Here is a 13822-nt window from a genome sequence, read left to right as displayed (position 1 = left end):
TGCTCCTCGACGTACGCGGCCTACACGGGGACGGATGATCGCCCCAGGCTATGCGGCGCGCCCCGCTGCCACATTCAGGGCAACAGTCCGGCCGCGTACGCCGCCGCGGTCGCCGCTCCCATCACCACCTTCACCGGTCGGCCCAGCGACGCCGCCACGGCGGCCACGTCCTCGTATTCCGGCTGGGCGTTGACCACCCTGCCGTCGAACATCGCGGTCTTGACCCGCACCGGCAGCCCCTCCACCCGTACCGTGCCGAACTCGCGGGCCAGCGCGCGCTTGGCCACCGGCACGATCCGTGCCCCTATCGTCGAGGTCTCCACGAACACCGTGTGCAACGCGGCGTCCACCCGGTCCGCCGGGACCAGCACGCACAGCGTGTGGGCGGGGCGGCCCTTCTTCATCAGAATCGGCACCAACCACGCGTCGCCCGCGCCGATCGCGAGCAGCTTGCTCAACACCGCCGGCCACAGGCGCGGGTCGAGATCGTCCACGTTGGTCTCGATCAAGACGTCCTCGCCGGTCGGTTGCACCCGTTGTGCTTCGTGCCGCTCGCCGAGTACGACCCGCAGGATGTTGGGCACCTCCTCGACCCGACGGCTGCCCGCGCCGGTCCCGGCCGCGGTGATCCGCAGGGCCGGCATCGGCCCCCAGGTCCGGCACACCGAGGTGAGCAGGGCCGCGCCGGTGGGCGTGCACATCTCGTACGGGGCCGGGCCCGCGTACACCGGGGCTGCGGCCACCCGCATCAGTTCGAGCACGGCCGGCACCGGCACCGGCAGGACGCCGTGCGCGGCCCGGACGCTGCCGCTGCCCAGCGCGACCGGCGAGCCGACCGCGTCCTCGACGCCCAGTGCGTGCAGCGCCGTGCAGGTGCCGACCACGTCCGCGATCGCGTCCAGCGCGCCGACCTCGTGGAAGTGCACCTCCTCGGGCAGACATCCGTGCGCGCGGGCCTCGGCGTGCGCGAGACGACCGAACACGTCGTGTGCCCGGGCATGCACGGGTTCGGCCAGATCGGCCCGATCGAGCAGGTCGCGGACGTCGTTCCAGGTGCGATGCACGTGGCTGTGCACGGTCTTGACCCCGGCCCGGGTCGCGGCGATCCCGTGTCGATCGGTGCGTTCGGCGGTGATCAGAATCGGTTCGACGCCCACCGCGTCGACGGCTTGCTGGACGGCCTCCAGCGGGGCGCCGGCGTCGATCAGGGCCCCGAGCAGCATGTCGCCGCTCGCACCGGCCTGGCACTGGAACCATGCGATGGCCAAGCGGATACCTCCCGTCGCGGCCACTGTGGCAGCCGACGGGGGACCCTGCCGGGAAAACGACGAAGCGACCGAAACCGACCGCTTTCTTGCGTTTGGCTGTTCTCGTGCTTCGGTGCGCGCTTGGTTACGGCGCCGTGTCGGGCCGGTCCGCCTGTGCGGACCGCGCCACCCGGGCCGCGAACACGCCTGCCCCGAAGCCGTTGTCGATGTTGCACACCGCGACCCCGGGCGCACACGAGTTGAGCATCGCCAGCAGCGCCGCGAGGCCGCCGAAGGACGCGCCGTAGCCCACGCTGGTGGGCACCGCGAGCACCGGCACCGAAACCAGGCCCGCCACCACGCTGGGCAGCGCGCCCTCCATGCCGGCGACCACTATCAGACAGTCCGCCGCGTCGAGTTCGGCGTGCACCGCGAGCAGCCGATGGATGCCGGCCACGCCCACGTCCTCGATCCGCTCCACCTCGGCGCCGTACAGGCGCGCGGTGAACGCGGCCTCGCCCGCCACTGCCGCGTCCGAGGTGCCCGCGGAGACCACCCGGACCAGGCCGCGGGTCGCCGGCGGCGTGCCCACCGCAACGCAGGTGCCGGCGTCGTCGGTGTACGCCTCGCCGGGAAACGCCGCGCGCACCGCGTCGACCACGGCCGCCGAGGCCCGGGTGGCGAACGCGGGCCGCCGACTCGTCTCGCGCAGTCGGCGAAAGAGCGCGACGGTCTGTTCCGGGGTCTTGCCGGCCGCGAAGACCACCTCGGGATCACCGGTGCGCAGTTCCCGATGGGTGTCCATCCGGGCGAATCCCAGGTCCGCGAAACCCGCTGCGGGCCCGCGCACGAGATCGTCGAGAACCTCGTCCACGCCCGCCTCGCCGGCAGCCACGCGGTCGAGCAATTCCCGTAACTCGGCCCGGTCCACTCCCCCGATCGTAACCTTCCACCGGAACGGCTCAGTCCGGCACGGCCGTTCGGGACCGGCGCCGGCCCGCTCGCCCACCGATCACGACACCGGGACCAACGCGTCCTTGCGCCAGCGCAGCGTCTTCTCGAAGCGCAGCACCGCCCCGCGCCGGGGATGGTTGCTGAGCTGCACGTGGTCGGTCATCGCCCGGATCAGCATCAGCCCGCGGCCGTTCTCCGCGCCCGGGCCGACCGTCACCGCCGACCCGCGCAGCCGATCGGGCGGAAAACCCGGGCCGCCGTCGATGATCTCGACCCGACAACAGTCACCGGTAATACCCGCACGAATCTGATATTCCGAATATGGGCCACCTCGGGCGTGCTCCACCACATTCGCGCACGCCTCGGACAGTGCGAGGCCGATCTCCATCGCGATCTCGCGATCCACCCCCGCAGTCTCCATCGCGCCGACCAAAAGCCTGCGCGCCATCGGCACGCTCGCCGTATCCCGTGGCAGGTGGACAGTCCACCTCATGTCCATGAGCGGCCTTTCGACTTCTCTGGGAGTCCGGCTGAATCCGGCGGATGACACACCTGTTTTTATTGCCGCCGGTCGGTCCCGGTATGCGCACATCACTTGATCGGTCGTCAATAGTCCGTGAAGACGATTCGTTCGGCCGCATCCCGGGGACACCACCTGCCCGCCCGGTCGGCGTCGGGTCGGCGGCGGCGGCCGGCTGCCGTTGTCGGCCCCGGGCACAGGGGGCTGTCGCGCGATGAGACGATGGGTCGTCATGCAGGCCGTGTCCGTACCTTTCCGCGCTGTGCGCGCCGCCGTGTTCGCGGCGGTCTGCGCCGCGCTTGCGGCATGCGGTCACGCGTGGATGTCGAGCGCGCCACTGCCGCTGTGGGCACCCATCGCCGGCTTCGGCGTGGTGTTCGTCTCGGCCTTCGCCGGCGCCGGTCGCCAACGCTCGCTCGGCTCGATCACCGCGCTGCTCGCGGTGGGCCAACTCGCGCTGCACTCCCTGTTCGCCACCGCCGCGAGCACCGGCACGCCGACCGGCTCGGCAGGCCCCGGCGGCTCGGGAACGAGCGCCCTGCTGGACCGACTGCTGTGCGGCCCGCGCGACTCGGCCGGACACATCCTGCTGCCCTCGGGCTGGACGTCCGAGCAGATCATCCGCACCGCGCGGGTGGATCCCGCGCTGTTCCCGGCTCCGGCGTCGGGCGGGCACCACCACATGTCCGGCTCGGGCCCGATGCTGCTGGACGGCGGCACCGGCATGGTGTGCGCGCACCTCGTGGCGGCCCTGCTCACCGGCTGGTGGCTGCGGCGCGGCGAAGCCGCGCTGTTCGCCCTGATCGAACTGGCCAAAGCGCCGCTGCGCGTGGTGCTCGCGGTGCTGTGTGGCCTGGTGATCCCGGCCGCCGAGCCGGCGGGTCGGGCCCGGCGGACCGGCGCGGAGCCGGACCTGACCACTCATCAGACGCTGCTTCGGCATGCGGTGACCCGGCGCGGCCCGCCGGCGGAGTACGCGCTCGCCTGCTGATCCCGTGTGATCCCGCTCGAACGGGTGGCGGATCGGCAGTGGCGCGCGTCCGCCCTCCCGCCGTCCCCTCCCGAACCGAGGCCGACCCCGTGTGCCCTCGGCCGGATCACCCATGGAGCAGACACCCCATGACCATGACCCCCACGCGCCGCCGGTTGTCCGTGCTGGCCGCCTCGACCGGCGCCGGCATCCTCGTCTTCGCGGGCTCGGCCTCCGCGCACGTGAGCGTGCAGCCCGGCACTGCGGACCAGGGCTCCTACGCCAAGGTCGCCTTCCGGGTCCCCAACGAGCGCGACGACGCGGGGACCACCAAGCTCGAGGTCACCCTGCCCGCCGACAAGCCGCTCACCTCGGTGCAGACCCGGGCGATGCCGGGCTGGAAGGCCGAGGTCGAGAAGACCAAGCTCGCCACCCCGATCGACAACCACGGCAAGCCGCTCACCGAGGTGGTCTCCAAGATCACCTGGACCGCGGACGCGGGCACCCGGGTCAACCCGGGCACGTTCGAGGAGTTCGAGGTGTCCATGGGCAAGCTGCCCACCGACACCGACAAGCTCGTCTTCAAGGCCGTGCAGACCTACGACAGCGGCGAGGTCGTGCGCTGGATCGACCTGCCCGGTCCGGACGGCAAGGAGCCGCAGTACCCGGCGCCGACCCTCAAGCTCACCGCCAAGGCGGGCGCCGGCACGACACCGACCACCGCCTCGGCCAAGCCCTCGACCGAGGCCAAGGCGTCCGTCGCCGCAGTCGCCGAGGACGAGAGCGACGACTCGACCGCCCGCACGCTCGGCGTGGTCGGCATCGTGGTCGGCGTACTGGGTCTGGGTGCCGGTGTGTTCGCCGTCCTGCGCGCGTCGCGTCGGAGCACCTCCGCCTGATCCGCGTGGTCCCGCCTCGGGCCGCGGTCTTTGCCACGGTTTCGGGTGCGAACTTCCCGGCCCGGGTGTGCACACCGACCCCATCGGTGCCCGCACCCGGGCCACCGGGCCCGCGCCGACGCCGCACGCGTCGGGTACGAGCCCTCGGCAGCAACGACCTGGAGAACGATGAGCAACGCAACGCAGTCCCTCGGCCGGGCCCGCCGCACCGGTCTTCGCCTCGCCGCGCTGGTCGCGGCCGGGCTGCTCCTGGCCACCGGGTGCGGCGACTCCGACAAATCCGACAACGGCGCGCCGGTGAAGGTGCGCGAGGCGAACTCCAAGTACAAGGGCATCGCCGTCGACCCGCCGTGGAGCAAGCCGGAGCTGACCCTGACCGACACCTCCGGGCAGCCGTACGACTTCCGGGCCAAGACCGCCGGGCGCACCACCCTGCTGTACTTCGGCTACACCCACTGCCCGGACGCGTGCCCCACGGTCATGGGCGACATCGTCCGTGCGCTCGGCAAGCTGCCCGCGCAGGACCGGGCCACCGTCGACGTGGTCTTCGTGACCACCGACCCGGAGCGCGACACCCAGGCGGCGCTGCGCGAGTGGCTCGACTCGCTGGACAAGTCCTTCGTCGGCCTGACCGGCCCGTTCGACAAGATCCAGGCCGCCGCGCGCCAGGTCGGGGTCTCCATCGAGCCGCCCACCACCGGCCCGGACGGCAAGGTCGTGAGCACCCACGGCACGCAGGTGATCGCCTTCGCCCCCAACAACGAGGGGCCGGTCATGTACAGCGCGAGCAGCGGACTGCTCCCGGACGGCACCCCGAACGGGAACTCCTCCGACGACTTCGCGCATGATCTGCCGCTGCTGATCCACCCCGAGGACGCCAAGAAGTGAAGCTCTTCCCCCTCCCTCGCAAGGCCGTACCGCTCGCCGTCGGCGGCGTGCTGGCGCTCGGGATCGGCGGCGTGCTGGTGGCATGCGCCGACTCCGGCTCCGGCTCCTCCGACTCCGCCGACCGCAAGGCCGCCGCGCCGGCGAACGCGGGCGCCGCCAAGGGCACCCCGCAACTGCGCATCGTCGACCCGTACATCCCGCAGCCCTCGTCGGCGGACGTCGCAGCGGGCTACCTGATCGTGCAGAACGACGGCGACACCGCCGACCGGCTGCTGTCGGTGGCCAGCCCGCTGTCCGGCGAGGTGATGCTGCACCAGACCAGCGGCAACTCGATGCAGCACATCCCGGGTCTGGACGTGCCCGCGCACGGCAAGGGTGTGCTGGCCCGCGGCGGCAACCACATCATGTTCATGAACCCGAACAGGGCCGTGAGGAAGGGCGACACCGTGCCGCTCACGCTGACCTTCCAGCACACCGGGTCGGTCACCGTCCAGGTGCCCGTGCTCGGGGTGACCGAACGCCCCGGGGACGCGCCGACCGCGGGCACGCCCGCCTCGACCGCGCCGACCGCACCGGCCGCGCCGGTTTCCGGGACGGCGTCGGCCCCGGAGTCGGCCGCACCCGCCGCGGACCACCCGGGCCATGCGGGTCACTGACCCGGCCGGCCGCCCGGCCGCCGTCCCGGCACCGCCCCCGTCCTCGGCCCGAGCGGCCGGCGGGCCCGGCCGCCGTGCGCTCGCGTGGCTGCTCGCGCTGCCCCTGCTGCTCGCCGCGCTCGTGCTCGGCGGGGCCGGGGCGGCGTCGGCGCATGCCGTCCTGGAGTCGTCCAACCCGGCGTCCGGCTCGACCCTGTCGACCGCGCCCGCGACGGTCACGCTGCGGTTCAGCGAGGGCGTGGAGATCGGACTCGGCGGGGTCAAGGTGTTCGACCCGGCCGGCACCCGGGTCGACAACAACCAGGCCAAGCACGGTCCGGACGGCGACACCAGCGTGGTCACCCCGCTGCGCGGCGGCCTGCCCACCGGTACCTACACGGTCGCCTGGCGCGCGGTCTCGGCCGACTCGCACCCGATCTCGGGCGCGTTCACCTTCAACATCGGCCAGGCCTCCGGCGGTGTGCGGGTCTCCGACCTGGCCGACCAGGGTTCCACCGCGACCGACGTGCTGGAGCGGGCCGCGACCGGGGTCGCCTACCTGTCCTTCGCGGTGCTCGGTGGCGCGGTGTTGTTCCTGCTGATCGCCCGACCCGCCGCGATCGGCCGATTCCGGGTCTGGCTGCTGTTGTCCGGCGCGTGGGGTGGGCTGCTGCTGTCCTCGCTCGCGGTGCTGATGCTGCACGGCCCGAACGCCTCCGGTCTGGGCCTGTCCTCGGCCTTCGACGCCGACGTGCTGCGCGCGACGCTGGACACCAAGCTGGGTAAGGCGATCGCCGCGCGGGTGCTGCTGCTCGGCGCGGCCGGCGCACTGCTCGGCTGGCTGATCGCCTCGCTCGCTGACACGGCCGGCCGCACCCGGCACATCCTGACCGGCGTCTGGGCCGTGCTGTGCACCGCGATCGCGATCACCTGGCCGATCGCCGACCACGCGTCCGTGGGTCGTCAGGTGGAAGCGGCCATGGCCGCGGACACGCTGCACCTGCTCGCGATGTCCACGTGGCTGGGCGGCCTCGCCGTCGTGGTCACCCTCATCGTGCGGCCGGGCGAGCCGGCGCCGGAGGCGGGCCTGGACGTGCCGACGGTGCGGATCTTCTCCCGGACCGCGTTCGTCGCGGTGTGCGCGCTGGTGGCGACCGGGTTGTACGCGAGCTGGCGACAGGTGGGTTCCTTCGCCGCGCTGTTCGACACCACGTTCGGCCTGCTGCTGGTCTTCAAGGTCGACCTGGTGCTGCTCATGCTCGCCGGTGCGTGGGTCTCCCGGCGCTGGCTGATGCGACAACTGGGGACGGCCGGCAAATCCCCACTCGGCAAGAGCACGGCCGGCAAGGGCACAAGGGGCGGCCCGAAGTGGGCCGTGCTGCGCAAGGCGGTCGCGATCGAGGCCGCGCTGGCGATCGCCGTGTTGGGGGTCACCACGGTGCTCACCGACACCGAACCCGGCCGCACCGCGCACGAGCGCAAGCAGTCCGAGGCGGTGGGCCCGGTCAGTCGCACCGTCCCGTTCGACGCCGGTGGCGCGGCGGGCAAGGGCAGGCTCGACGTCACCGTCGACCCGGCCCGGGTGGGTCCCAACGAACTGCACATCTACCTCTCCGATCCGATCGGGCAGATCCGTGAGGTGGAAGAGCTGACCGTGTCGATGGCGCTGCCCGGCAAGGGCATCGACGGCGCGGACGTGCAGGTGCGCCGGGGCGGTCCCGGACACTGGCTCGGCGATCTGTCGATGCCGATGGCCGGGCGCTGGGAGTTGTCCTTCGCGATCCGTACCTCCGATGTCGATCGCATCACCGTGACGGTGCCCGTGGAGGTCAAGTGAGGCACGTACGCCGCCTCGTGCTGCTGTTCGTCGGGGTGTTGGCCTGCCTGACCCCGACGAACAGCGCGTTCGCGCAGGACCTGTCCGGCCAGGGGCCGAGCAATTTCCACACCGTGATGACCTCGCCGAGCGAGCTCGACCCGGGGCTGACGGTGAAGGTGATCGAGAACGGCGCGCGCCTCGAGGTGCGCAACACCGGTCCGCAGGACGTGATCGTGCTCGGGTACATGAGCGAGCCGTTCCTGCGGATCGGCCGGGGCGGGGTGTTCGAGAACCGCCAGTCACCCGCCGTGCAGCTCAGCAGCGAGCGATGGGGTTCGGTCGACGAGAAGGCGAACCTACAACCGACCGGCGCCCCGCAGTGGCACCGGATCTCCGCCGAGCCGGTGGCCCGCTGGTACGACCAGCGGGTGCACTGGATCGTGCAGCAGCGGCTGCCACCGCGAGTGATGGCCGATCCGGACCGCGCGCAGCGGATCTCCACCTGGACCGTGCCGATCCGGATCGGCGACCGTGAGCTGGCCGCCACCGGAGAACTGCGCTGGTTGCCCGGGCCCAGCCCCTGGCCGGGCATCGTCGGGTCGATCGGGCTCGCGCTGGTGGTGCTCGCGGCGGTGTGGCTGCGGCCGGTCCGTCGTCGGGCCCTGCGCGGATACGGCGTACTCGCGGGCGTGGTGGCAGCGGCGAGCGTGCTGCACCTGGCGCTGGTCGCGGCGGCCCGGGCCGGCGGTCTCGGCGCCTGGGCGGGTGCGTTCTTCGCGGGCAATCTGCTGCAAATGTTGTCCGCGGCGGTGGCGGTCGCGGGTGCGGTGCTGCTGGTCCGCAATCGCGTGGGCGGCGCGTGGTTGACCGCGCCGGCGCTCGGCGTGCTGGCGCTGCGGGTGGCCGGCTACGACCTGCCGGTGCTGTGGCGCTCGTCGTCGCCGTTCGCGGGCGGGCTCGTGTTGGACCGGGCGCTGACCGTGCTGGTGCTCGGCGCCGGCCTGGGTGCGGCGCTCGCGCTGGTCGTGGTGGTGCGCCGGGGGTCGTCCCCGGCGGTGCCGGCCGGCGTCGACGTGGTGGACGAGATGGACGAGATGGACGGTGAGCGTGACGCCGAGGGCGCCCGCAAGCCGCTGGAACCTGCGAAGGACGACGTGATGAGCAGCCCGGAATCCTCCGATCGAGCGAGCAGCGGTTCCGCCGTCTCGCGCCGCCGCTTCGTCGGTGTCGCGGGCGCGGCCGGCGCGGGCGGCCTGGTGGTCGGTGCGGCCGGCGGCGCGGCCGCGTTTGCGGGCGAGTCCGACGGCGAGGCCGGCCCGGCGCTGACCCACGTCGGCGCGACCAGCGTGCCGTTTCACGGGAAACATCAGGCCGGCATCACCACGCCGGCCCAGGCCAAGGGCGTGTTCCTGGGCTGGGACCTGGAACCCGGTGCGGACCGAGCCGCGGTCGCCGCACTGATGCGGCGCTGGTCGGACGCGGCCGCACAGCTGACCTCGGGCCGACCGGTGGCGGGCGACGACCACGTGGCGGCGGACGCGGGGGCCTGCTCGTTGACGGTCACCTTCGGCTTCGGCGCCGCCCTGTTCGACAAGGTGGGGCTCGCCGCCAAGCGGCCCGCCGCGCTCAAACCGCTGCCGCCGTTCCCGGACGACGCGCTGGACCCGGCCCGCAGCGACGGTGACCTGTTCGTCCAGGTGTGCGCGGACGACGGTCTGGTCGCCTTCGGCGCGGTCCGGGCGCTGCAGAAGCTGGCCAAGGGGGTGGCCCGGATCCGCTGGCAGATGAATGGCTTCGCCCGCTCGCCTGGGGCCACCGCCAAGCCGATGACGCACCGGAACCTGATGGGCCAGATCGACGGCAGCAACAATCCGAAGCCGGCCGACCCGAAGTTCGACGAGAAGATCTTCGTCACCACCGCCGCCGGCCCCGAACAGGACTGGTCGACCGGCGGTACGTATGTGGTCTTCCGCCGGATCCGGATGCTGCTCGACGCCTGGGACGGCCTCGACAAGGCCCACCAGGAGCGGGTGATCGGCCGGGCCAAGGACACCGGCGCACCGCTGACCGGCGGCGGCGAACACAGCGCCGCCGACTTCGGCAAGCGTGGCCCCGACGGCGAACTGGTGATCACCGCGAACGCCCACATGCGGGTCGCGGCACCGGAGTTCAACCGGGGGGCGACGATGTTGCGGCGCGGCTACTCCTACCACGACGGGTTCGGCACGGACGGCGCGCCGGACGCCGGACTGCTGTTCGTCGCGTGGCAGCACGATCCCGACGACGGCTTCGTGCCGATCCAGCGCAAGCTGGCCCGCGGCGACGCGCTGTCCCCGTTCCTGCGGCACGAGGCGAGCGCGCTGTTCGTGATCCCGCCGGGCTGCGCCCCGGGCGGGTATGTCGGTCAATCCCTGTTGGAGGGCTGAGTCCGATGCGGCGTCGATGGTTGGTCGGGGCACTGGCCCTGCCGCTGCTGCTCACCGGCTGCGGGAGTTGGGGGGCGGAGGGCGGGCCCGGTTCGTACATGAGCGAGGCCGAGGCGACCGCCGCGGCGTCCGAGGGCGTCGCGGCGCTGGGCGCCGACGGGGTGCAGCGGATCGAGTTGCGGGTGGACGACAAGCTGCGCTTCTCACCGTCGGTGATCCGCGCCCGGACCGGCCCGCTGGTGATCACTCTGGCGGACACCGGGATCACCCCGCACCAGATGATCCTGCCCGGCGGTTCGCCGGTCGCGCCGTCCGAGGGCGGCAAGTCCCAGGACATCAAGCTGAGTTTCGGCCGGGCGGGCTCGTACACGTTCAACTGCATGTATCACGTGGGCACCGGGATGGCGGGCACGATCGAGATCACCGAGTAGGGCGCCGCCGAGCCGGACGCCTTTGGTCGACGCCCGGCACCCCGGCCGGCTGCGGCGGGAGTACCGGGCTTCGCGGCGGGAGTACCGGGCTTCGCGGTGCGCGGACCGGGCTTCGCGTTTCCCCGGCCGGGCTCAGGGGATCAGCACGATCTTGCCGGTGGTGCGGTTCGCCTCGGCCAGTTCGTGTGCCTTGACCACCTCGGTCAACGGGAAGGTCTCGGTGACGATCGGGCGCAGGTGGCCGGCGTCCACCGACTCGGCGATCAGGGCCAGGCGTTCGGGGTTGGGGTCCAGGTCGAACGTGATCCCGCGGCGGCCCGCCGCCTCGGCCTTGGCCGCCGTGGCGTCGGCGGCGGGCGGGTTGGTGATGTTGAGCAGGAGGCCGCCGGGGCGGAGCGTGGGCAGCGAGCGGTCCTCGTAGTCGCCGCCGATCAGGTCGAAGACGACATCGACGTCGCGGACCGCCGTGCCGAAGTCGGTGCTCGTGTAGTCCACGACCTCGTCCACCCCCAGCCCGCGCAGCAGTTCGTGCTTGGCCGCGCTCGCCGTGCCGATCACGTACGCGCCCCGGGACTTGGCGATCTGTACCGCCAGGTGTCCGACGCCGCCCGCCGCCGCGTGGATCAGCACCCGTTGGTCGGGCCCGATCCGCGCGCCCTCGACCAGGGCCTGCCACGCGATGGACGCGGACAGCGGCAGAGCCGCGGCGTGCACGTGGTCGAGGGAGGTCGGCTTCGGCGCGAACGACGACTCCGAGGCCACCACGAACTCCGCGTAGCCGCCGGCCAGGTGCGGGAAATCCGGGATGCCGTACACCTCGTCGCCGACCTCGAAGCGCCGCACCCCCTCGCCGACCCCGGCGACGACGCCGGAAACGTCCCAGCCGAGGGTGAACGGCGGTACCAGCCACATCCCGCCGGCCCGGATCTTGGTGTCGATCGGGTTCACCCCCGCGGCGCGCACTTCGACCAGTACCTCGCCCGGTCCGGGTGTGGGTATCGCGGTCTCGATCAGCCGGAGAACCTCCGGGCCGCCGAGCTTGTCCTGATGCACGGTGATCATGTTCGTCGTCATGTGGGCAAGCATCGGCGCCCCGGTACGTATTTGTGAAGAAGGCACTTTCCTGGTACCTGGGTACCTCATGCATACCCCTCCCGACCTGCGCCCTTTCGGCGGCGCCGACGTATATCTCAGCGACTGCGCGTCCCGGGCCGTGCTGCACCTGATCGCGAACAAGTGGGTGGCGCTCGTCGTCGGGGCGCTGCATCCGGGAACCCTGCGGTACGCGGAACTGCGCCGCCGGCTGGGCGGGATCACCAAGAAGATGCTCACCCAGACCCTGCGCGACCTGGAACGCAACGGCTTGGTCCGGCGCACGGTCCACCCGACGGTGCCGCCACAGGTCGAGTATTCGCTGACCGAACTCGGCGACAGCGTGAGCGGCCTGATGGAGGCGATCCGGGTGTGGTCGGAAAGCCACATCGAGGAGATCGCAGCGGCGCAACTGGCCTACGAGGAGGCGGCGGCAAGCCGAACGGCGGCGGTCTGACGGACGGCGGCGCGGGTAAGCGCGGGTCGGTGCGAGTCGGTGCGGGTTCAGCGCCGATCGCGGGCTTCGCGAAGTGCCGCTCGTAGCTTGGCGACGCCGGTGTCGGTGGTGCGGGCATAGCTGTCGTTGCGGCAGTCGACGCAGATCGCCCGGTCGTCGTGCGGACCCGGGGGCATGTCGCATTCGCACGTGCTGCACCGCGCATCGAGGCGTTCGGGCGGCGGTGCCGGGGCTTGTGCGGGGATCTTCGGGGGCGAGGCTTGCGCGGGGATCTTCGGGGGCGGGGCAGGTACGGGCGGCCACGGCGAGATGTAGCCGGGATCCGCCGGCGGAATCTTGTTCAGCAGCCGATACTCGACCAACCGCGCGGGGGCGACGAGCGGGTGGGGCAGGCCGCTGGTGAGGGCATGCACGACCCGGTAGTAGGGGACGCCGCGCGCGAGCCACTGCGCGGCGAGGGGCCTGAGATAGTCGATGTCGCGTTCGCCCAGGGTCAGGCGCGGGGCGTCGAGGCGGAGTTCGGCCAGCAACTGCCCGGCCTGCTCGAAGTGTTCGGGGAACATGAACGAGTCGAGCGGGTCCTGGCCGGGCGGGGACGCGCGTTCGTGCGCTCCGCGCGCGCACGTCTCGGTCGTGGGGAGGGAGGTGGGAAGGGATCTCCCACACGTATTCATCTTGTTCGTATTGGGGGGTTTACCGACCAGCCGCGCGGCAGTCGGCCGGCCGGTTGCCGGGACCCTGGCTGTCGGTACGACCTGGCACTTCTCCGCTTCCCGCGCGGCGGCGTCGAGCTCGGCGAAGGGGTCGGCGGCGTTGGGGTCCTCGCACAGCACGGTCTGGGTGATCAGGCGCCCGCGCTCGTCCCGGACGGTCCGCCGCCGCAGGTAGCCGTGCTCTTGGAGCTGGGCGAAGTAGCGGCGGATGGTACTCCGGCCTTCACGACAGCACTTGGCGGCGATCGCGCGCGAGTCGTAGGTGGCGACATGCCGCCGGGAGAGCAGTTCCTCGGCCAGTCCGCGAGCGCCGTACTCCAACCGGTCGTCGCGGGCGAGGGAGTTGGTCACCTGAACGAAGTCGCGCTTGTGCTCGGCCCGGACGATGGTCATCGGGCCGCACCCGAAGGGGTGGGATATGCGCGGTAGGGCCTTGCGGCGGAAGGGTTTTGGGTACGGTGGAGAATGTCCATACGGGATCCCGTTGTCTCGTATCGGGTAGGCCCCTGGTGCGGTGGTTGCACACCGCGCTGGGGCCGAAACCGGCTCAAACAAGCTTCTTACGAGCGTGAGTTTAGGTTTGCCAATCCGCCGAAAGATCCAAATCCCGTAGGATTCACCCGAACGGGTCTAGTCGTCACAACTCGCCCGCCCACGAGGCAAGTTCTGGGCCGATCGGCGGCTCCGGGCGAGTGCCGAAGGCCCTCGCCGCCGGTGCGACAAGGGCCTTGGGGTGGTTGAGGGTCAGTGGGCGTGGACCGAGCACCGGTC

The 13822-nt window shown here is 72.1% G+C and carries 13 protein-coding genes; 8 read left to right on the top strand and 5 right to left on the bottom strand.

Going from position 1 to position 13822, the window contains the following annotated elements; all coding sequences use genetic code 11:
- Positions 1–74: 74 nt before the first annotated feature.
- The 3 genes from larC to ABZS54_RS04150 all read right to left on the bottom strand — a co-directional run bounded on the left by larC (position 75) and on the right by ABZS54_RS04150 (position 2700).
- A complete protein-coding gene (larC, locus tag ABZS54_RS04160; RefSeq protein ID WP_355530835.1) occupies positions 75–1268 on the bottom strand; it encodes a nickel pincer cofactor biosynthesis protein LarC in 1194 nt (397 codons plus the stop codon).
- Positions 1269–1392: 124 nt separating this feature from the next.
- On the bottom strand, positions 1393–2178 hold the full coding sequence (larB, locus tag ABZS54_RS04155; protein WP_355530833.1) for a nickel pincer cofactor biosynthesis protein LarB: 786 nt from the start codon (positions 2176–2178) through the stop codon (positions 1393–1395).
- An 81-nt stretch (positions 2179–2259) separates the two neighbouring features.
- Positions 2260–2700 (bottom strand): ATP-binding protein, encoded by a 441-nt coding sequence (locus tag ABZS54_RS04150; protein WP_355530831.1) that lies wholly within the window; start codon positions 2698–2700, stop codon positions 2260–2262.
- Between the two features lie 262 nt (positions 2701–2962).
- Between ABZS54_RS04150 and ABZS54_RS04145 the strand changes: the two genes are divergently transcribed.
- The 7 genes from ABZS54_RS04145 (at position 2963) to ABZS54_RS04115 (ending at position 10789) form a co-directional block, all read left to right on the top strand.
- A complete protein-coding gene (locus tag ABZS54_RS04145; protein WP_355530829.1) occupies positions 2963–3712 on the top strand; it encodes a hypothetical protein in 750 nt (249 codons plus the stop codon).
- A 128-nt stretch (positions 3713–3840) separates the two neighbouring features.
- Entirely contained in the window at positions 3841–4590 is a 750-nt protein-coding gene (locus ABZS54_RS04140) for a YcnI family protein (protein ID WP_355530827.1), read from the top strand.
- A 168-nt stretch (positions 4591–4758) separates the two neighbouring features.
- Positions 4759–5478, top strand: coding sequence for an SCO family protein (locus ABZS54_RS04135; RefSeq protein ID WP_355530825.1), 720 nt, complete (start codon positions 4759–4761; stop codon positions 5476–5478).
- Positions 5475–6134, top strand: a complete 660-nt coding sequence (locus ABZS54_RS04130) for a copper chaperone PCu(A)C (RefSeq protein ID WP_355530823.1) — start codon at positions 5475–5477, stop codon at positions 6132–6134. Before ABZS54_RS04135 ends, ABZS54_RS04130 begins: the two co-directional genes overlap by 4 nt.
- Positions 6121–7950, top strand: a complete 1830-nt coding sequence (locus tag ABZS54_RS04125) for a copper resistance protein CopC (RefSeq protein WP_355530821.1) — start codon at positions 6121–6123, stop codon at positions 7948–7950. Before ABZS54_RS04130 ends, ABZS54_RS04125 begins: the two co-directional genes overlap by 14 nt.
- A 1139-nt stretch (positions 7951–9089) precedes the next feature.
- Positions 9090–10358, top strand: a complete 1269-nt coding sequence (gene efeB / locus ABZS54_RS04120) for an iron uptake transporter deferrochelatase/peroxidase subunit (RefSeq protein ID WP_355530893.1) — start codon at positions 9090–9092, stop codon at positions 10356–10358.
- Between the two features lie 5 nt (positions 10359–10363).
- A complete protein-coding gene (locus tag ABZS54_RS04115; RefSeq protein WP_355530819.1) occupies positions 10364–10789 on the top strand; it encodes a hypothetical protein in 426 nt (141 codons plus the stop codon).
- 132 nt (positions 10790–10921) lie between these two features.
- Here ABZS54_RS04115 and ABZS54_RS04110 read toward each other — a convergent pair whose 3' ends face one another.
- Positions 10922–11863 (bottom strand): NADP-dependent oxidoreductase, encoded by a 942-nt coding sequence (locus ABZS54_RS04110; protein ID WP_355530817.1) that lies wholly within the window; start codon positions 11861–11863, stop codon positions 10922–10924.
- Between the two features lie 67 nt (positions 11864–11930).
- Here ABZS54_RS04110 and ABZS54_RS04105 point away from each other — a divergent pair, with 67 nt between their 5' ends.
- Positions 11931–12338 carry a helix-turn-helix domain-containing protein gene (locus ABZS54_RS04105; protein WP_020557069.1) on the top strand — a complete coding sequence of 136 codons (408 nt, stop codon included), beginning with the start codon at positions 11931–11933 and terminating at the stop codon, positions 12336–12338.
- A 47-nt stretch (positions 12339–12385) separates the two neighbouring features.
- Here the strand turns inward: ABZS54_RS04105 and ABZS54_RS04100 are convergent, their stop codons facing one another.
- The gene (locus tag ABZS54_RS04100) at positions 12386–13444 is read right to left on the bottom strand and encodes a hypothetical protein (RefSeq protein WP_355530815.1); all 1059 of its coding nucleotides are present in this window, start codon (positions 13442–13444) and stop codon (positions 12386–12388) included.
- Between the last annotated feature and the right edge of the window lie 378 nt (positions 13445–13822).

This window comes from Embleya sp. NPDC005575, assembly GCF_040605455.1.
Classification (GTDB): domain Bacteria; phylum Actinomycetota; class Actinomycetes; order Streptomycetales; family Streptomycetaceae; genus Embleya.
Note: the sequence above shows the minus strand (reverse complement) of the source record. Positions and strands in the feature narration are given on the sequence as shown.

What these genes read in the sequence shown, in the direction of transcription:
- ABZS54_RS04150 (WP_355530831.1), bottom strand. Translation starts at nt 2,700, where the DNA reads ATGGACATGAGGTGGACTGTCCACCTGCCACGGGATACGGCGAGCGTG.
- ABZS54_RS04140 (WP_355530827.1), top strand. Translation starts at nt 3,841, where the DNA reads ATGACCATGACCCCCACGCGCCGCCGGTTGTCCGTGCTGGCCGCCTCG.
- ABZS54_RS04135 (WP_355530825.1), top strand. Translation starts at nt 4,759, where the DNA reads ATGAGCAACGCAACGCAGTCCCTCGGCCGGGCCCGCCGCACCGGTCTT.
- ABZS54_RS04125 (WP_355530821.1), top strand. Translation starts at nt 6,121, where the DNA reads ATGCGGGTCACTGACCCGGCCGGCCGCCCGGCCGCCGTCCCGGCACCG.
- efeB (WP_355530893.1), top strand. Translation starts at nt 9,090, where the DNA reads ATGAGCAGCCCGGAATCCTCCGATCGAGCGAGCAGCGGTTCCGCCGTC.
- ABZS54_RS04115 (WP_355530819.1), top strand. Translation starts at nt 10,364, where the DNA reads ATGCGGCGTCGATGGTTGGTCGGGGCACTGGCCCTGCCGCTGCTGCTC.
- ABZS54_RS04110 (WP_355530817.1), bottom strand. Translation starts at nt 11,863, where the DNA reads ATGACGACGAACATGATCACCGTGCATCAGGACAAGCTCGGCGGCCCG.
- ABZS54_RS04105 (WP_020557069.1), top strand. Translation starts at nt 11,931, where the DNA reads ATGCATACCCCTCCCGACCTGCGCCCTTTCGGCGGCGCCGACGTATAT.
- ABZS54_RS04100 (WP_355530815.1), bottom strand. Translation starts at nt 13,444, where the DNA reads ATGACCATCGTCCGGGCCGAGCACAAGCGCGACTTCGTTCAGGTGACC.